Annotated in this window: 19 protein-coding genes; 10 read left to right on the forward strand and 9 right to left on the reverse strand. The window is 48.3% G+C overall.

Going from position 1 to position 18,406, the window contains the following annotated elements; translation table 11 throughout:
- Positions 1 to 116 precede the first annotated feature (116 nt).
- The 3 genes from AC5JR3_RS14525 to trpS form a co-directional block, all read right to left on the reverse strand.
- Positions 117 to 404 carry a small RNA NsiR4-regulated ssr1528 family protein gene (locus AC5JR3_RS14525; RefSeq protein ID WP_495847177.1) on the reverse strand — a complete coding sequence of 96 codons (288 nt, stop codon included), beginning with the start codon at positions 402 to 404 and terminating at the stop codon, positions 117 to 119.
- Between the two features lie 123 nt (positions 405 to 527).
- A complete protein-coding gene (locus AC5JR3_RS14530) occupies positions 528 to 1,448 on the reverse strand; it encodes a methylenetetrahydrofolate reductase (RefSeq protein WP_495847179.1) in 921 nt (306 codons plus the stop codon).
- A 66-nt stretch (positions 1,449 to 1,514) separates the two neighbouring features.
- Positions 1,515 to 2,525 carry a tryptophan--tRNA ligase gene (gene trpS / locus AC5JR3_RS14535; protein ID WP_495847181.1) on the reverse strand — a complete coding sequence of 337 codons (1,011 nt, stop codon included), beginning with the start codon at positions 2,523 to 2,525 and terminating at the stop codon, positions 1,515 to 1,517.
- 137 nt (positions 2,526 to 2,662) lie between these two features.
- Here trpS and AC5JR3_RS14540 point away from each other — a divergent pair, with 137 nt between their 5' ends.
- The 3 genes from AC5JR3_RS14540 (at position 2,663) to AC5JR3_RS14550 (ending at position 4,488) form a co-directional block, all read left to right on the forward strand.
- Positions 2,663 to 2,965 carry a hypothetical protein gene (locus AC5JR3_RS14540; RefSeq protein ID WP_495847183.1) on the forward strand — a complete coding sequence of 101 codons (303 nt, stop codon included), beginning with the start codon at positions 2,663 to 2,665 and terminating at the stop codon, positions 2,963 to 2,965.
- 98 nt (positions 2,966 to 3,063) lie between these two features.
- The gene (locus AC5JR3_RS14545) at positions 3,064 to 3,627 is read left to right on the forward strand and encodes a Uma2 family endonuclease (RefSeq protein WP_495847185.1); all 564 of its coding nucleotides are present in this window, start codon (positions 3,064 to 3,066) and stop codon (positions 3,625 to 3,627) included.
- Positions 3,628 to 3,666: 39 nt separating this feature from the next.
- Positions 3,667 to 4,488, forward strand: a complete 822-nt coding sequence (locus tag AC5JR3_RS14550) for a DUF429 domain-containing protein (protein WP_495847187.1) — start codon at positions 3,667 to 3,669, stop codon at positions 4,486 to 4,488.
- Positions 4,489 to 4,538: 50 nt separating this feature from the next.
- On the opposite strand, the gene AC5JR3_RS14555 is transcribed toward AC5JR3_RS14550, so the two are convergent.
- A complete protein-coding gene (locus AC5JR3_RS14555) occupies positions 4,539 to 5,477 on the reverse strand; it encodes a hypothetical protein (protein WP_495847189.1) in 939 nt (312 codons plus the stop codon).
- Between the two features lie 339 nt (positions 5,478 to 5,816).
- Here AC5JR3_RS14555 and bchI point away from each other — a divergent pair, with 339 nt between their 5' ends.
- The 3 genes from bchI to AC5JR3_RS14570 all read left to right on the forward strand — a co-directional run bounded on the left by bchI (position 5,817) and on the right by AC5JR3_RS14570 (position 9,396).
- Positions 5,817 to 6,923, forward strand: a complete 1,107-nt coding sequence (bchI, locus tag AC5JR3_RS14560; protein WP_495847191.1) for a magnesium chelatase ATPase subunit I — start codon at positions 5,817 to 5,819, stop codon at positions 6,921 to 6,923.
- Between the two features lie 182 nt (positions 6,924 to 7,105).
- Positions 7,106 to 7,888 carry an ABC transporter ATP-binding protein gene (locus AC5JR3_RS14565; protein ID WP_495847193.1) on the forward strand — a complete coding sequence of 261 codons (783 nt, stop codon included), beginning with the start codon at positions 7,106 to 7,108 and terminating at the stop codon, positions 7,886 to 7,888.
- 140 nt (positions 7,889 to 8,028) lie between these two features.
- Positions 8,029 to 9,396, forward strand: a complete 1,368-nt coding sequence (locus AC5JR3_RS14570) for an MlaD family protein (RefSeq protein WP_495847195.1) — start codon at positions 8,029 to 8,031, stop codon at positions 9,394 to 9,396.
- Between the two features lie 310 nt (positions 9,397 to 9,706).
- On the opposite strand, the gene AC5JR3_RS14575 is transcribed toward AC5JR3_RS14570, so the two are convergent.
- From AC5JR3_RS14575 to AC5JR3_RS14590, 4 genes are all read right to left on the reverse strand, one after another.
- Positions 9,707 to 10,732, reverse strand: a complete 1,026-nt coding sequence (locus tag AC5JR3_RS14575) for an ABC transporter permease (RefSeq protein ID WP_495847197.1) — start codon at positions 10,730 to 10,732, stop codon at positions 9,707 to 9,709.
- A 137-nt stretch (positions 10,733 to 10,869) separates the two neighbouring features.
- Complete coding sequence (locus tag AC5JR3_RS14580; RefSeq protein ID WP_495847199.1) at positions 10,870 to 12,522, reverse strand: ABC transporter substrate-binding protein; 1,653 nt, start codon at positions 12,520 to 12,522, stop codon at positions 10,870 to 10,872.
- A 177-nt stretch (positions 12,523 to 12,699) separates the two neighbouring features.
- Positions 12,700 to 13,716, reverse strand: a complete 1,017-nt coding sequence (locus AC5JR3_RS14585) for a sulfate/molybdate ABC transporter ATP-binding protein (RefSeq protein WP_495847201.1) — start codon at positions 13,714 to 13,716, stop codon at positions 12,700 to 12,702.
- Between the two features lie 140 nt (positions 13,717 to 13,856).
- Positions 13,857 to 13,994 (reverse strand): hypothetical protein, encoded by a 138-nt coding sequence (locus AC5JR3_RS14590; protein ID WP_495847203.1) that lies wholly within the window; start codon positions 13,992 to 13,994, stop codon positions 13,857 to 13,859.
- Positions 13,995 to 14,178: 184 nt separating this feature from the next.
- Between AC5JR3_RS14590 and chlP the strand changes: the two genes are divergently transcribed.
- Entirely contained in the window at positions 14,179 to 15,402 is a 1,224-nt protein-coding gene (gene chlP, locus AC5JR3_RS14595) for a geranylgeranyl reductase (RefSeq protein ID WP_495847219.1), read from the forward strand.
- Between the two features lie 169 nt (positions 15,403 to 15,571).
- On the opposite strand, the gene tsaD is transcribed toward chlP, so the two are convergent.
- Positions 15,572 to 16,627, reverse strand: a complete 1,056-nt coding sequence (tsaD, locus tag AC5JR3_RS14600; protein WP_495847205.1) for a tRNA (adenosine(37)-N6)-threonylcarbamoyltransferase complex transferase subunit TsaD — start codon at positions 16,625 to 16,627, stop codon at positions 15,572 to 15,574.
- Between the two features lie 147 nt (positions 16,628 to 16,774).
- Between tsaD and AC5JR3_RS14605 the strand changes: the two genes are divergently transcribed.
- From AC5JR3_RS14605 to AC5JR3_RS14615, 3 genes are all read left to right on the forward strand, one after another.
- The gene (locus AC5JR3_RS14605; protein ID WP_495847207.1) at positions 16,775 to 17,272 is read left to right on the forward strand and encodes a Photosystem I reaction center subunit III; all 498 of its coding nucleotides are present in this window, start codon (positions 16,775 to 16,777) and stop codon (positions 17,270 to 17,272) included.
- 42 nt (positions 17,273 to 17,314) lie between these two features.
- Positions 17,315 to 17,437 carry a Photosystem I reaction center subunit IX gene (locus AC5JR3_RS14610; RefSeq protein ID WP_495847209.1) on the forward strand — a complete coding sequence of 41 codons (123 nt, stop codon included), beginning with the start codon at positions 17,315 to 17,317 and terminating at the stop codon, positions 17,435 to 17,437.
- A gap of 245 nt (positions 17,438 to 17,682) precedes the next feature.
- On the forward strand, positions 17,683 to 18,198 hold the full coding sequence (locus AC5JR3_RS14615; RefSeq protein ID WP_495847211.1) for a photosystem I reaction center subunit XI: 516 nt from the start codon (positions 17,683 to 17,685) through the stop codon (positions 18,196 to 18,198).
- Positions 18,199 to 18,406: the final 208 nt, after the last annotated feature.

An 18,406-nucleotide genomic window follows, 5' to 3' on the forward strand; every position in this document is an offset into this window, starting at 1 on the left:
TATTACTTGTACCGAAGAAATGGTTTAAAGCCCCTATTGTGTGGAGCTAATAATGGTCAGCCCCTTTTCTCCGGTTTTTTAACTCAGGAATACACCCCTAATTTTCGCTCTCAGGCTTAGGACTGATAATAAAAAGCAACTTCTTTCTCTTTAAGCAGTGCCCAACCTGCGTCGCTCAACTGCTGGTTCAATTGATCTTTGGGCAGGTGTTTGGCTCCGATGCGAACGATCCGAGAACGCATTGTATTCGTCACTCCACTGCGCTGACGCCCTGCTTCTAGTGCCATAACTTGGTTATAGAGTTCCAACTTGGCTGGGGGAATCGGCGTACCATCTAGATCGATGCCTTGAGCAATTGCGGCATCGACGGCATCTGCACCCGTGGTAGGAGTCGGTGAGTTCATAAAGGTAGAGAAACTTGGGACAATGTATTTGTATCGCTAGGTAATGATTGTATCAGCCAGAGGTGATCGCCCTATCCCAGTAAACGGCTACAGCAAAAATTTGGGTATCTACTATTTTTCTGATTAGGGAACTGAACCGTTCTGCACTTTTACCGCATCAATCGGTGGAATTTCTGCGAAGTCGAGAATTTTTGCAATCAAATCTTCCCGCTTGACTGCCATCAGATGAACGCCCTGACAAAGTTGCCTCGCTAGCTGGACTTGTTCGGCGGCAATCTTCACCCCTTCTAGTAAGGGGTCATCAGCGGCGGCTAGCCGCTCAATTGTTGAGTCGGGAATATCAACGCCGGGGACGTATTTATTGATAAATTGAGCATTTTTAGCTGATTTCAGCAGAAAAACACCTGCCAGAATTGGCTTCCCGCTACCAGAGGCAATCTGATCCATGAACTTTTCCAACCGCTCAAAATCGCTAATGAGCTGACTTTGGAAAAACTGCGCCCCCGCTTCAACCTTCCGCTCAAAACGACGCTGCAAGCCTGACCAGCTCTTGAGTTGAGGATCAACCGCTGCACCGGGGAATAAATGGGTCACGCCATCAGTGAGGGGTTTATCGTTAACGTCAATCCCGTTATTTAGCTGGCGAATCAGTTGTAGCAGGCGCACTGATTCTAGGTCAAAGACACTTTTGGCATCGGGATGATCTCCGGCTTTAACCGGATCACCTGTGAGGGCAAGAATATTGTGGATACCGAGGGCGTTGGCACCCATCAAATCTGCTTGCAGGGCAATGCGGTTGCGATCGCGACAAGCCATCTGACACACTGGCTCAATCCCGTTTTGCAACAAAATCGCCGACGCCGCAACGGAACACATCCGCAGCACTGCCCGACTGCCATCTGTAATATTGACAGCGTGTACTCTTCCTTTCAGGGTTTGTGCCATCTTCACCATATGGGCAGGGTTGCCTCCTTTGGGAGGTGTAACCTCGGCGGTAATGAGAAACTCCCCAGCCTGAACGGCAGCGCGGAAATGGTTGGTCATTGCTTGGGTTTTAGCGCCCTACTTACAACTACTATTATCGTGACGCAATAGAAGGCAATTGTATCTCTACACAGGTACGGAATAACCCAGGGCTTTTTTCACTCTAGCGAGAGTGGCGTTGGCGATGCTTTCGGCATTTTGTCGCCCATCGCGTAATACGGACTCTAGATAGCCCTGATCATCCATAACTGCCTGATACTTTTCTTGAATCGGCTTGAGAGCTGCAATCGCCGTTTCAGTCAGTAGCGGCTTAAACTGCCCCCAGCCCATATCCTGACATTCCACCGCCACGTCCGCTTTCGTTTTGCCAGAAAGAATGGTGTAGAGGGTCAGCAAGTTGTGGCATTCTGGGCGTTCTGGGTTATCAAATTCAAGACCTTTAACCGGGTCAGTTTTACAGCGCTTAATCTTTTTTTGGATCAAGTCTGGTGGATCGAGTAAGTTAATCCGGCTCATTTCCGTCGGATCAGACTTAGACATCTTCTTTGTGCCATCAGTGAGGCTCATTACCCGTGCGCCTTCTTTTCTAATCAGCGGTTCTGGCATCTTCAAAACCGGATGCTCTTCGCTGCCAAATTGGTGATTTATCCGAATCACAATGTCACGGGTGAGTTCCAAATGCTGCTTTTGGTCTTCCCCGACAGGCACCTTATCCGCATCATAGAGCAAGATATCTGAGGCCATGAGTACGGGATAGTCCAGCAATCCGACATTGACATCTTTACCTTGTCTGACGCGCTTTTCCTTGAACTGGATCATGTCCTCCAGCCAGTTGAGGGGGGTGATGCAGTTGAGCAACCACGTTAGCTCACTGTGAGCCGGGATATGAGATTGCACAAAAATATTGGAGTATTGTAAGTCAATCCCACATGCCAAATAGAGGGCAGCGATCGTGTAGGTATCTGCTGCCAATGTCGCTGGATTGTGCGGAGCGGTGATGGCGTGTAAATCGACCACGCAGAAGAAGTTTTCGTACTCGCTTTGAGCTTCTACCCAGTTGCGAATTGCTCCCAGGTAGTTGCCCAAGTGAAGATTACCCGTTGGTTGAACCCCAGAAAGAACTCGCTGCTTGCTCATTAGCTTGTAAAAAGAAGTGCTTGTGCAAAAACTGCCACAAAATTATATATAACTCTGACAGTATTTTGCGATCGCTTCACAATCAGCGCATCGCTAAAATCTGACAACAAACACCCTTTGTATCAGTTCTATCTATTATGACTCAGTCTTCATCCCAGAACCTGCTAACTGAACTCAAGACGTGCCTTTCCCTGGTGCAGGACATGGAAAACCACAAGGAAGCCAAGCAGGCGTTTGAGCAATTGCATAACACCCTAAATGCGGAAAACCCACAAGCAGCGGAATTAACAGACTTACTCTGGCAAGAAGTGATCGCGGCTCGTCGTGCTGCCGCCTTCTGGCATCAGATTAGCGATGTCGAAAAAGAAATGGCAGACAGTATGCTGGAAAAATTGATCCAACTCCGACAAAATTATCTGCGCTTGATGCAAGAGCAGTAGGAAATAAAAATAATTCAACTGTAGGGTGAGCATTCCCTTGCAGTTGAAGAGTTTACCGCTTCTTTTTTAATGCAACGTAGAAAGGCGATCGCGTTTTGATGAAAATCACACTTCACGAGCCAATCACCCTAGAAAACTTCCTTAAACTGCCAGAAAACAAGCCTGCCAACGAATATGTTGATGGTCATATTTACCAAAAACCCATGCCTCAAGGTAAACATTCCCGACTTCAACTCAAGCTTTGTGAGGCAGTGAATCGGATGGCTGAGGAACGGCAGATTGCACTAGCATTTCCAGAACTGCGCTGTACCTTTGGAGGAAGGTCGATTGTTCCTGATGTAACAGTGTTTTCTTGGGAAAGAATTCCCTTTGATGCTGAGGGAGAAGTCGAGAATGCCTTTGAGATTGCTCCTAACTGGACAATGGAAATTCTCTCACCCACTCAAAGAGCAACAAAGGTAATTAGTAACATCCTTCATTGCCTTAACTATGGTACCCAGCTAGGTTGGTTTATTGACCCTGATGAGCGCTCGGTACTAGTATTTCTTCCAGATCAGCAACCACTAGAATTGTCTGGAGAGGATAGATTGCCCGTACCAGAATTTCTGGAATTAGATTTGACAGTTGCTCAGGTATTTGGTTGGTTAAAGGCAGGAAAATGAAAAAGCGATCGCATATCCCAAACAACAGACAGTTAAGTGATGAAATTTCTCGGAATCGACCTTGGCTGGACTTCAGGAGCGAGTGGTTTATGCTGCTTGAGTTGGCAAGATGGACAACTGCAACTTTTAGAGCTAGATAGACGGCAAAGCGTAGCCGAAATTTTGGATTGGGTGGATATTTGGGCACCGCCAACCGAACCCGCAATAGTTGCCGTTGATGCCCCAACCCTCATCCCCAATACCACAAGCATGAGGGTGCCGGATAAACTCACCCATAAGCACTTCGGGAAATATCACGCGGGTTGTTACCCGGCTAATCTCGGACGCCCCTATGCTCAACACACGATTCAGTTCGGTTTAAGCTTAGAAGCGAGGGGATTTGCTCACGCCCCAACCATTAGCCCCCAAAAATGCGATCGCTATCAAATTGAAGTCTTTCCTCATCCAGCGATCGTGCATTTATTCAACTTAGAGCGCATCCTCAAATACAAAAAAGGCAAACTCGCCGAACGCCGCCTAGAACTCATCAAACTGCACCAATACATCCTCAATGTTCTTCCTACCCTAGAACCCGCTCTTTCCCTTTCTTCTTCCTCTTTGCCTCTGCCTTTCTGCGATTTGTTTCTTCCTGAAATCCCCACCACAGGCGCAGCCCTAAAAGCCGTAGAAGACCAACTAGACGCCCTAATCTGCGCCTACATCGCTGCCCACTGGTGGTACTGGGGCTTAGAACGGAATTGGGTACTAGGAGATGCAGCCTCCGGCTATATAGTCGTTCCCGCACCGAATACTAAGTTGCCTTCAGATACACCATCTTCAGAACCCTTGAAAGTATCCTTTGACAAGTTGGGTAATAGCTAATACTTCAAGCATATTGTGATGGCGCTAATGCAAGACCGACAAACAATAATTTAAATATTTTCTGATAATACTTTCAATTTATCTAACGCTAATAATCGAGCAATTTGCTCTGCAAGACAACCAGCAGAAAATCTAGGTACTTTGAAGTTAGGTAAATAAGCTTGTTCCTCAATATCTCCAAATGCTTTCGAGTGGATGGTGACTTTAGCGCCAAGCAAGACTTTTTCTTGAATACCCAAAGAAGGAAGACACATATGATGTATGGAATGTGACCAGGCATCAACTTTCCAAGAAAGCCTAATAATTTCTCTTACTATTGGATTATTGTCCAATTCTGTGTCAACCTCTAAGTCAATTGCCCATCGTTTAAAGATTTCGTATTGTTCCTGGGAGCTTAGATTTTCATAGTCTTCCTGCGACCATCCTGCACCTTCAGGGAAAGGAGATTCGTGAAATCTTCTGTCAAATTTTATTTGAGATAGGACTGCTCCGATAATTCCGTCAATTATTGTAAGTTTCAAGTCCTCTCCAATATCTTTGAAGTACCTCGATCCAACTACAAAATACGGAAATAGCGAACCGTGGGCTACTCTTAGCTTTAACTCAGTAATCTCTTTTCTCCAAAAACTAACCTTTCTCTTTGAAGAATACTGGCTACCTAAATTATATCCTTGCCCTAAACCATCAAAGTCAATGCAAATCAATGGCTCATCTGCCTCATTACAGAGAGTATAATCAACACTTGTCTTCTTCAATCGGGATTGTTCAATATCAGTAAATTGAAGCGTTGAAGTTCTAATTCCTTCCATCATTGCAGTAACTACCGCCATATCATTTGATATATCAACAACCTCATTAGTATTGAAAACCATGAGAAATGGCAAATTGTGATAAACACGATATCCTTCTTCTACTTCCCATGTTTTTTTCAATTTGTAAAAATTATCTTGCTCCGACAGGCTGGCAAAAACTTTCTTATTAACTCCCATTGCATCCGATACTCAATGATTGAACTGCTAACTCTGCGACTAATTACAAACGATTTAACACTGAAGATATTACCAAACTCTTCCAAATTCGATTTTAACCAGTAAGCCAAGTCGCATAACAACACAAAAACGATTTATTGTAGAGAGTTTTGCTGTGTATCTACCTGGAATTGGCAGAGCTAAAGCAAGGTTCTCCATGTCTGCGTTAAGTCAACTCAAGTAGAACATTTGTATTATTCTTGGTTCTCCCTAAATCCACAGGTCTAGAACACTACCCCTTAAGACCAGGTATGTCACAATTAGAGTCGGTGAATAAAGATTTAGTACCAGGTAATTAAAGTGAGTCCGACTGCCCAAGCGCCCTCTACAAACCGTCGCGCGGTTTTTCCTTTCACTGCCATTGTGGGTCAGGAAGAAATGAAACTGGCCTTGTTGCTGAATGTGATTGACCCCAAAGTTGGTGGTGTCATGATTATGGGCGATCGCGGCACCGGAAAATCCACAACCATTCGGGCATTGGCGAACTTGTTGCCAGAAATTGATGTGATTGCTGGCGACCCTTACAACAGCGATCCGACCGACCCAGACATGATGGGCAATGAGGCGGCTCAGGAACTTCCACTAGTCGTCAAAATGAAAGTCCCCATGGTTGACCTGCCTCTGGGGGCAACTGAAGACCGCGTCTGTGGCACGATTGACATTGAAAAAGCCCTCTCTGAAGGCGTCAAAGCCTTTGAACCGGGACTGCTGGCTAAAGCCAATCGCGGCATCCTCTACGTCGATGAAGTCAACTTGCTCGACGACCACCTTGTTGATGTGCTGCTCGACTCTGCCGCTAGTGGCTGGAATACTGTAGAACGAGAAGGTATTTCCATCCGCCACCCGGCTCGTTTTGTGCTGGTGGGTTCCGGCAACCCAGAAGAAGGCGAACTGCGACCGCAGTTGCTAGACCGATTTGGGATGCACGCTGAAATTCGTACCGTGAAAGAGCCAGCGTTGAGAGTGGAAATTGTGGAACAACGCTCAGACTTTGATCAAAATCCCCAGAACTTCCTAGAAAAGTATCAACCTCAGCAAAAAGAGTTGCAACAACAGCTTGTGACAGCGCAACAGCTCTTATCAGCAGTGGAGATGGACTACGACCTGCGCGTCAAAATCTCGGAAGTTTGCTCAGAACTAGATGTCGATGGTTTGCGGGGAGATATTGTCACCAATCGTGCCGCCAAAGCCTTAGCTGCCTTTGAAGGACGCCGAGAAGTGACGGTAGATGATATCCGCCGCGTCATCACCTTGTGCCTGCGCCACCGCCTGCGGAAAGACCCCTTAGAGTCTATTGACTCTGGCTACAAGGTGGAAAAGACCTTTAATCGGATCTTTGGACTAGAGGCAGCTGGAGAGGAAAGCACCACTGCTGCTGCCAACGGCGTTCGTCAGGGCGTCCGCTAGAGGATTATCGCGCTGAGTAAGGAGGCAGAGTCGTAGCAGTGTCTCGCCTGCCTCCAAGATCCCTGAGGAACTCGGGATCTGGGGAGAGAAAATTGAATAATAATTATTAGCCTTTAACTAATCCTCGTTAATTTCCTCCTGGCTGCTTTTCTCCCCTGCTCCTCTACTCCTTGATCTCTCCTATGCCTGAGCCGCTGATTGAACTTAAGGGCATTAGCAAATCCTTCGGTAACAAGACCATCCTCGATCAAGTTGACCTGACCATTCAGCAGGGCGAGGCATTGGTAGTTATTGGCCCCTCAGGCACGGGAAAGTCTACAATTTTGCGAATTATAGCCGGATTGCTATCTGCCGATGCGGGGGAGATTTACATCCAAAATCAACGGCGAGAAGGCTTGGTCGAAGATGGCAACGACCCTATTGGGATTGGGATGGTATTCCAGCAAGCGGCGTTGTTCGATTCGTTGACGGTGGATGAAAACGTCGGGTTCTTGCTGTATCAGCACTCGCGACTGCCCAGAAAGCGGATTCGGGAGTTAGTCGATCAAAGGCTAGAGATGGTGGGGTTGCCTGGGGTGGGCGACCTCCTCCCGTCAGAACTATCGGGGGGAATGCGTAAGCGCGTCAGTTTTGCGCGGGCGATTATGTCTAACCCGGATACGCCTGAGGACAACCCAGAAGTTTTACTATACGATGAACCCACAGCAGGACTTGACCCGATCGCCTCAACTGTAATTGAGGACTTAGTCCGCCAGTTACAAGCTGTTCAAGGTGGTTGTAGTACCTATGTGATGGTGAGTCACCAAGAAAGTACTATTCGCCGTACTGCCGACCGGGTAGCCTTTCTCTATCAAGGGAAAGTGCAATGGCAGGGCAGCGTTAAAGAAATTGACACAACTGACAATCCCTTAGTGCGACAATTCTTCAGTGCCAGTGTTAAGGGGCCAATCCATGTAGTCGGTTAGGATAGCGATAGCTGGCAACACGTCACACTGAAAGTATTCAGGTCTAGGAGGATCAGCATGGCAGAACGCTGATCAGTAAAAAACAAAACACTATGCGCTCAATGCTTTAGTCTAGCCAAGCTAATAGGGAGGAATAGATTATGCGATCGCGAACTGTTAGAGAAGGCTCAGTTGGATTACTCATACTAGTAGGACTGGCTTTATTTGGCGGTCTCACCTTTTGGATACGCGGTCTCACCTTAGGCAACCGCACCTACACAATCTTTGTGGAATTTATCAACACAAATGGTATGCAAATCGGGGCACCTGTCCGCTATCGTGGCGTTACTGTCGGCAGCATTAAGAACATCAAAGCCGCTGCCAATGGTGTTGAGGTCGTTGTCGAAATTAGTAGCGCTGACTTACGGATTCCTAGCAACGCGATCGTCGAAGCCAATCAATCTGGTTTTTTGAGCGAAACCTCCATCGATATCACTCCCTTACAAGCCGTACCACCCGAGGTACTAACGGCTAACCCACTGGCTGACGACTGCAACTCCCAGGTGATTGTTTGTGACAATGACCGCCTTCCAGGTCAAATTGGGGTAAGCTTTGATGCCCTGATTCGGAACAGCAACCGCTTTGCCGAACTCTACAGCGATCCAGCTTTTTTCAACAACATCAACAGTGCTGCCAGGAACGCTGGCGTTGCGGCTGCCGGAGTTGCCCAACTTTCCAGTGATTTGTCCCAGCTATCCCGTGCTGTCCGGCAAGAAGTCAACACCTTCTCCACCACGGCTAACTCCATCAACCAAGCTGCCGCTCAAACCTCTGCTCAAGTAAGTATCGCCGCCAATCGCATTTCTAATACGGCTGATCAATACAGCGCCACAGCCGCCCAACTCAATGAACTCGCTGCCAATGCCAACGACCTGATCGTCTCTAATCGCTCCACCCTGGTAAGAACCTTAGATAGCGTCACCCAAACCAGCGACCAACTCCGGGCAACTGTGGTCAGCCTTGACCCTACCATTGCTCGTATCAGCACGACTGTCAACGGACTCAATGCCTCTGCTGGTCGCCTCAACATTGACACGCTCTTGCAAAATTTGGAAACCTTATCTACGAACGCGGCTCAAGCCTCTACCACCCTGCGAGACTTCTCCGATCCGGCGAACGTATTGGTTTTACAACAAACCCTAGATTCTGCCAGAGTCACCTTCGAGAATGCCCAGAAGATTACGTCTGACTTGGATGAACTTACAGGCGACCCTACCTTCCGCAACAATCTCAAAGAATTAGTCAATGGACTAAGCACTCTGGTTTCAACAACCGAGCAACTAGAACAGCAAACTCAAGTCGCTCAACAACTTGAGTCCGTCTACACCGCCATCAATTACCCTGTTCCTACTCCGGCTAACAAGTCAGTCAAGTCCAACTCAAAAGTAAGCCGAGCCTTACCTAAACTGAATACTCAGAAGCATTTAAAGCTCATGCCTGCTGTCAGGAAGAAGCCAGAAAGAGAGTGATTGGTGAATAACAGTGAGGAAATAGGGAGACACAATCAGTAGGGGCTAGGGCGTGTTTTCTTGCCTTCCCCGTCAGATTCAGATCCTCCCAGCCAGGGTTAAAAAGGGGAATAATTCAGCCGAAGTCCCCCTTTTTAAGGGGGATTTAGGGGGATCTCCGGGGCGAGAAAACACGCCTTATAGCAGTCAACCTATAGCTTAGGACACTCCTGATTCCTCAAGGAAGCGTGCTAGTTGAACTTGAACTTAGGAGTCAGTACTCACCGACTCAGCACTTTGCTATAAGTCTTCCCCTGCCCCTACTCTCTTTTTAATATCGAATACGCGGGTCGATTAGGGCATTGATAATATCAATCGCAATACTCGCCAATACCACGATCGCGCCGAAGAATACTAGGATTCCCTGCACAGTCGGGTAATCTCGTGCCGAAATCGCGTCATACAGGCGATTGCCTAAACCCGGCCAAGAGAAGGTTACTTCCGTCAAGACTGCCCCTCCCAGCAACGCCGCCAAGGTCAGTCCCAACACGGTAATTACCGGAATCATCGCATTTTTCAGAGCGTGGGCAAAAACAATCCGCCGTTCGGGGATGCCTCTGGCTCTCGCGGCTTCAACATAATCGGCTTTGAGGGTTTGCTTTAGGTTCACCCGCACAATCCGCTCAAAAATGCCGCTGAGGAGAACCCCCAAGGTAATGCTGGGTAGAGCGAGATAGTACAACGCGGTGAAAAACTGGCTTAAGTTGCCACTTAGCAGACTGTCAACCGTGTAAAGACCTGTGAAACCAGTAGGTGTGGGTAAGGTGATGGGAAAGCGAGTTCCTAGGGGAAACCACCGCAGTTGTACGGCAAAGATCAATTGCAAAATCATCCCCACCCAAAACAGCGGCAATGAGTAGGTGATAATTCCAAACAACCGCCCCCCCACATCCAAAGCCGTACCGCTATGGGAGGCTGCCAGAGTACCCACACCAACACCAACTAGGAACGCCACGACCATTCCGCACACTGACAATTCCACCGTTGCCGGAAAATGGCGCTGAATGATGTCCCAAACATCCTGACCCTGGCTAGTGATGGAGGTGCCGAGGTTGAAGTGCAGTAAGTCTCCTAAATAGCGCAGATACTGCAACCACAAGGGGGCTGAGAGTCCCAAACGCTCCCGATAAGCTTCCTTAACGCTATCGGGAGCGCGACCGCCCAGCACGGCATCTACGGGGTCACCGGGTGTTGCTCTCAACAGCAAAAACACTAGGGTGACAATCGTCCACAACATCAAGGGAGCCAGCAGAAGGCGGGTGAGGACGTAATACTGTAGGGCTTTGGAACGAGACATAAATGGGTGTAGGGGGCAGGGGAGATAGGGAGGCGGGGGAGTAGAGAAGTAGGGGAGTAGGGGAGGTTATTTTGTTCCCTACCCCAACATCTGATCAAAAGAAATCCCTCTTCACCAGTCTCCCGATCCGCCAATTTTTAGTTTCCTTTGGAAATTTGCCACAAGGGTAGCCGCTGAATAGGGTCGAGTTTCAAGTCTTCTAATCCGTCCTTGGCGAAGGCGTATTCTTTGGGTTGCCAGAGGGGAATTAAAGGAACGTCTTGCGCTAGCAACTCTTGAATTTCGGTGAAGATTTCCGCCCGCTTTTTGGGGTCTTGTTCGGTGCGCTCTTGAGCGATCAGTTGGTTCATGCGATCGCTATAGTAAAACGACCCCTGACTCTGGGATGCGCCTTCTTCACAACCATTGGCTTCTGAGCCTTTGGTACAGCTTACCAAGGGATGAATAAAGTTATCTGGGTCAGAAAAGTCAGGATACCAATCTAGCAACACGCTCTGATAAATCCCTTTACCGATGTTGCCAAAGAGGGTAGGGGACTCGACGCCTTGCGGCTGAATTTGGACGATTCCCTCTAGTTGCTGGTTGGCGTATTCTTGCAGCGTGCTAGCGGTTTGTTGGCGAACGGCTGAGGAGGAAGGATACCACAGCTCAAGTTTTAGAGGATTTTCTTTGGTAAATCCAGCTTTTGCCAGGAGTTCTTTGGCTTTAGCAATATTACCGTCGCCGTAGGCTTCCTCAAAGGTTGGCTTAGAAACATCAAAACCTGTGGGAATCAAGCTATAGGCGGGTTCTGCCTGGTTTCTGAGGACGCGCTCGTTGATCAATTTGCGGTTAACTATTGCCGCGATCGCTTGGCGCACTTCTGGATTATCCAGCGGTTTCTGCTTGGTGTTCAACACCAGGTAGCTGATGTTGTTGCTGGGGTCTTCAACTGCCTGCCATTGACCTGATGACGCGCCCTTTTTGAGGCTGACAATCTGATCGGGATCGAAGGATTGGTAAGCAATATCGACGGCTCCCGTTTGAACGGAGTTAAACAAGTTCGCCGAACTGGTGAGAATTTGAAAGTCAATACCTTGATTGGCTGGCTTTTCTCCCCAATAGTCATCAAAAACATCCAAGCGAACAGAGTTGGCGTTAAATTCCGACAATTTATATGGGCCCGTACCGACAAATGTGGTCGGCTGGAATTTACCGTTACCAATTTCGTAAGCCTTGGGGGATACCGCCGCCATGCCATCAAAGGCTAATAAGGAAGGGAAGGGCGCAAAAGCATTTTTCAGCTTAATGGTGAGTTCGTACTCCCCTGTTGCTTCCACCGATTCCATCACATCCGACAACAGGGAGGAGGGTTTGCCGCCGTTTTCGCTAAAGCGCTTTAGGGAAAATTCCATCGCTTCGGCGTTGAAGGGTGTGCCGTCGTGGAAGACAACGCCTTCCCGGAGAGGAATTTTATAGGTTAAACCGTCCTCGCTAATTTCCGGCATGGCTGTAGCGAGTTCGGGTTTGATCTGATCTGTACCCAATTCGTAGGTATAGAGGGTATCGCCTAGGCTCTGGAGAATATTACTGCTTGCTAGTTCGTAAGCATCAGCGGGATCTAGGGTTCGAGGTTTGAGGGTTGTCCCTACAGTGAGGCGTCCGCTACCAGCACTCGCTTCCGGTGAAGCGGTGGAATTCGTCGCTGGCTGATTTGTGCAGCTAACTGCGAAAAAGAAGCAAGCACAGAACAAACAAATAAATTGGGTAAGCGATCGCCACCGTTTGAAAGAAAAGCTTCTCCGGTTCATAGCATTGGGTCAGTTGAGCAACTGAGGTGTTTTAGGGAACTATTACTGACGCCCAGCAAATTGCCTCCCGCCTTCTACAGGTTAATACCCTAGAGATGGTTAAAGACCGCCTTCAGCCTCTCTGGCGTAACTCTGTCTCAGGTTGGATGGCAAGGTGTGAGTTTGGTTGGTGCAGCTTTAAATCGAATAGTATAGCGGAAAAGACCGAGCGTCCTTTGGTTTGACGTAAACCTGCTGCTGAGGTGCCAGCTTCAACTCATTAAAGCGATCGCGAGCCAGGTGGGCGGTTACAACCTGACCGTCATCTAAGACTAACTCGGCTTGCACTTCCCAACCGAGATTAATCACGCGCTTGACTCTTGCCGGAACCGACACTCCATTCGGCGTCGTCTCCACCACAACATCATGGGGACGCAGGAAGATTTCTGGCTGGGCAGAATCAAAGCCATTCCCTTGAAACATCCGAGACGTGCTAGGTAGTACGTTCACCGGGCCAATAAAACTCATCACAAACGGTGTCGCCGGGTGGTCGTAAATTCCGGCTGGCGTACCAATTTGCTCCACTTTCCCTTGATTCATCACCACGATTTCATCAGAGACTTCCATCGCCTCTTCTTGGTCGTGGGTGACAAAAACTGTCGTCACATGCACTTCATCATGCAGGCGTCGTAACCAAGAGCGTAAGTCTTTACGGACTTTGGCATCTAACGCACCAAACGGCTCGTCTAGCAGCAACACGTCGGGTGCTACCGCCAAGGAGCGTGCGAGGGCAACCCGTTGCCGCTGACCACCGGATAACTGAGAGGGATAGCGATCGCCTAATTCTTTTAAGTGCACCAGTTCCAGAAGTTCTTCTACCCGCGCCTTCGCTTGTGCTTTGGAAGTTTTACGAATATCCAAACCAAAAGCAATATTTTTTCGCACTGTCATGTGCTTAAACAGAGCATAGTGCTGAAATACAAAACCAATATTGCGGTCTTGTACGCTTTGATGAGTCGCATCCTTTCCTGTCAACCAGATCTTGCCGCTATCGGGGCTTTCTAACCCTGCTATTAGCCGCAACAAAGTCGATTTTCCCGAACCCGATGGCCCTAATAACGCCACCAGGGAACCTGACTTAATTTCTAAGCTCACCTGGTCAACAGCTTGGAAACTGCCGAACTGCTTCGATACGTTCTCAACAACAATGCCCACTGAACTTCTTACCTCACATCGGCGAGCCACTTTATACGCTACCAGCTTTAACCCGTACCAGTTGTGGCTTATTATTCAAAGCTTAGGCTGACAACTGCTCTGGCTAATAGCACTTATTAATCCCCAGTTTATCGATGGGGTTACTGTAGTTTTATAACATACTCAGTAATATTCGTTAAATCTTTTTGCGATCTTTTCTTGACCGCAACTACCACAATTAAGCCCAGAGCAATCGCCACAATCTGCTCCACTACAATCAATTCCAGAGCAATCGCCACAATCTCCCTTGCCTCGATTGAGAGTACTGCATTGAGAACTACAAGTCCCCGTCTGCCAATTGAGAAGTATCAATCTGTTAAGCTCTATTTCATTTCTGTCATATCTGCGATGTGAGTGCTCAGTCAGAAAAAACTCCGTGATACTATGCAAGCCGTAGCTCGAGAAAGAGATGGGAGAAACGCTTTGACTCTAAGGGTAGCTGTTGTTGGGTCAGGGCCTGCGGGTTCCTCTGCCGCTGAAACGCTGGCAAAAGCAGGCATTGAAACATACTTATTTGAGCGAAAGCTTGACAATGCTAAGCCCTGTGGCGGAGCAATTCCACTCTGTATGGTGAGTGAATTTGACCTGCCGCCGGAGATTATCGATCGGCGGGTGAGAAAAATGAAAATGATCTCGCCGTCCAATGTTGAAGTCAACATTGGTAGCACGCTTAAAGAAGATGAATATATTGGCATGTGCCGCCGTGAAGTCCTAGATGGCTTCCTGCGCGATCGCGCCGCCAAATGTGGTGCCCAGTTAATCAACGGCACTGTTCACAAACTTGATATTCCGACTAATAACACCGCTCCTTACACCCTCCATTACGCCGACCATTCCAATGGCAGCCTGGAAGGAATACCCAAAACACTGAAAGTAGACCTCGTCATTGGAGCAGATGGGGCAAACTCCCGCGTCGCCAAGGCAATTGATGCCGGTGATTATAATTATGCGATCGCCTTCCAAGAGCGCATTCGTCTGCCCGAAGCGCAGATGAAGTACTACGAAGATCTAGCAGAAATGTACGTCGGCAATGATGTCTCTCCTGACTTCTACGCCTGGGTCTTCCCCAAATACGACCACGTCGCCGTCGGTACGGGCACGATGAAGGTCAACAAACTGCAAATTAAGAAGTTGCAAGCAGGTATCCGCGCTCGTGCTGCCAAGCGACTAGAAGGTGGCGAAATCATCAAGGTGGAAGCTCACCCCATTCCTGAGCATCCCAGACCTCGCCGCGTTGTTGGTCGCGTCGCCCTAGTTGGAGATGCTGCTGGTACCGTTACCAAGTCCTCTGGCGAAGGCATCTATTTTGCTGCCAAATCTGCCCGGATGTGCGCGGAAACCATTGTGGAAACCTCCAACAATGGCGCTCGCATTCCTACAGAAGCCGACCTAAAGCTTTATCTAAAGCGTTGGGATAAGCAGTACGGCATCACCTACAAGGTGCTGGACATCCTGCAAACTGTCTTCTACCGCTCCGACGCCACCCGCGAAGCGTTTGTGGAAATGTGTGCCGACCGTGACGTTCAGAAGCTCACCTTTGACAGCTATCTGTACAAAACCGTCGTCCCAGCAAATCCCATCGTTCAGATGAAGATTACTGCCAAGACTATTGGTAGCCTGCTCCGGGGTAATGCTCTGGCCCCCTAGGGCTGGTAATTTTTGGCTTCTCTTCGTTTTATGTACCAACTCCTTTGATTCTTCTGTTGTCAGAGGAATAACAAGTTAACCTCAGTCAGTATTAGACCTTCCTAGGGAGCTAATACTGGCTTTTTTGTTGCACGTAGACGGCAGCAAAGTATAGTAAAAATTTCCTCATTTACCCTGCTGATTCGTGTTGATAAAGCTGCATCACCTTAGTCAAAGAGAGGCGAGACTGAACACCTAAGGTGAGGGGGGAAGTGTGTCCCCGATTGAGATGGTCAGCGGCAGCACAACCAATCATGGCGGCGTTATCGGTGCAGTACTTTAGGGGAGGGAAGATTACCCGCAGATGGCGTTCTTTCGCGGCGGCTTGCAAATGGCTTCGCAATCCACTGTTAGCAGCAACGCCACCGCCAACGGCTATAGTGTTAACTCCGTAGTTGAGGGCGCAGGCGATCGCTCTTTTCGTCAAGGCTTTTGCTACAGTCTCCTGAAAGCTAGCCGCCAGATCGTTCACCGGAAGTTGTGAGTGTTCTTGCTGGAGTTTTTGTACCAGCCGCAGCACCGCCGTTTTTAAGCCACTGAAACTAGAGTCGTAGGGATGATAGCCACCCCCAGCCAGAGACACCTTCCCTTCCGGTAGGGGGAAAGCCAAGGGATTTCCTTCTTTGGCAAGTTTGTCAATAATCGGGCCACCGGGATACCCAAGCTGCAATAGCCGTGCCACCTTATCAAAGGCTTCCCCAGCCGCATCGTCACGAGTTTCTCCGAGGGTTTCGTAGTAACCGCAGTCTTTGACGTAAATTAAGCTGGTGTGACCGCCGGAGACGAGCAGGCAGATGAAAGGCGGTTCCAAATCGAGTTCACTTAGATAGCTGGCGTAGATGTGACCTTCGAGGTGATGAACGCCTAAAAAGGGTTTGTTGCGAACGAGGGCTAAGGACTTCGCGGCGGTGAACCCCACAAGTAGCGCTCCGACTAAACCGGGGGCACAGGTTGCTGCAACGCCGTCAATTGCCTCCCAGTCAATATTCGCTTCGGCAAGAGCTTGTGCGATCGCATCATTAAGGGTTTCGACATGGCAACGGGACGCCACTTCCGGTACGATTCCCCCATACTTTTGATGAATCGGAATTTGCGACGCGACAACACTACTGCAACAGACGCGATCGTTGACAACTGCTACCGCTGTTTCATCACAACTAGTTTCGATTGCTAATACGATTGCCATTCTTCGAGCGCCTTAATAAAAATACTACTTTTAGTTACTTAAACTTTACTCAATTAACCAGGAAGAGTAAGATTGCTTCGGTGTACAAATAGCTTCATCTTTTTTGTACAGAAAATTTATTGTTTCGTAACAAAAGGAAACAATTCAATGCGAAAATTGTTGGCTTTTATTTTAGCGATTGGTCTCTGGCTCAACTTTGCTCCTGCGGCTTCGGCTGATGAGGTCTCAGGACTCGTTCCTTGCCGCGAGTCTCCCGCCTTCCAGCAACGTGCTAAACAAGCGCGTCCGACAGTTGGCGACCCCAGTTCTGCTCCCAACCGGATGGATCGTTATGCAAACAAGCTTTGCGGCCCTGATGGTCTACCTCGCTTGATTGTAGATGGACGTCTCAGCCACGCGGATGAAATTATCGTTCCGGGCTTGCTCTTCCTATATATTGCTGGTTGGATTGGTTGGGTTGGTCGGACTTATCTGATCTCTGTCAGAAAAGAAAAAGACTCAGAACAAAGAGAAATCTTCATCGATGTGCCTCGTGCCCTGCCGATCATGTTGAGTGGTTTCACTTGGCCTCTAGCCGCAGTTAAAGAACTGCTCTCTGGCGAATTGGTGGCTAAAGAAACCGAAATTCCTGTTTCACCTCGTTAATCACACTCTAACGCTTGCTTATTGCTTTTGGGAGAATAATTCATGCAAAATTTCCTTACTTGGCTTTCTCTGGCACCCATTCAGCTCTTTTTACTGCTTTCAGGTACAGCAGTATTGTTGATTGCAATTAACGCTCTTTACCCCGATCTACTCTCTTTGGGATGAGATGCTAAATAACAACCATCAGGAAAAACATTTCCTCAAGGTTGTCGAGTTAATTATTGTTTGAAACTTGCGATGATTGTGGTATTGAAAACGAAATTCTTGCCACACCCATCGCGAGTTTCTATCTGCTTGAACGGGTCAATTCAAAATCAATTAACTTTTATAAAGTTCAACCCAAAGAAAGGAGATTTTAAGCCGCTTATTCCCATAAAATAGTGCCAATAATGCCATCTGAGCAAAAAAAAATGGTACAAGCAATCAGCGAATCAAAAAATCGACCAGGGGACCCCAGGAATCGGGAAGTTGTTCACCCTGTCTATGACGATCCTCAAATTGGTAATTTCTCAACACCCGTTAATAGTTCGCCTATTGTCAAGGCTTTCATTAGTAACTTGCCCGCCTATCGCCAAGGGCTTTCCCCCTTGCGTAGAGGTTTAGAAGTTGGCATGGCTCACGGCTATTGGTTGATTGGCCCCTTTGCCAAGCTCGGTCCTCTACGGGACACCGATGTTGCTAATTTGTCAGGATTGTTATCAACGGTAGGATTAGTTGTGATTTCCTCCGTTGCCCTATCCCTCTATGCCAGTCGGCAACCCAGTCCTCCCATCAATATCGTTACAACACCGAAACCGCCAGAAGGTTTGAGTACGAGGGAAGGTTGGAGCGATTATACAACGGGTTTCCTGATCGGCGGTATTGGCGGGGCAGCCTTCGCTTACCTGCTACTTTCTAATATTTCGGTGCTTCAAAATCTCTTCTAAGAATTCTGTTCAATCAATAGACTAGTTCTATTGAACGCTATTCTCCCATCCTGGTTATGAAGTCAGGATGGGTTTTTTATTGAAGGATGAAGGGTGAAGTATGAAGTATGAAGGGTGAATTCGGTTATTGGTTCTCTTCCTCTCCCCTGCTCCCCTGCTCCCCTGCTCCCCTGCTCCCCTGCTCCCCTGCTCCCCTGCTCCCCATCTC

The sequence above is a fragment of the Kastovskya adunca genome (genome assembly GCF_059505785.1).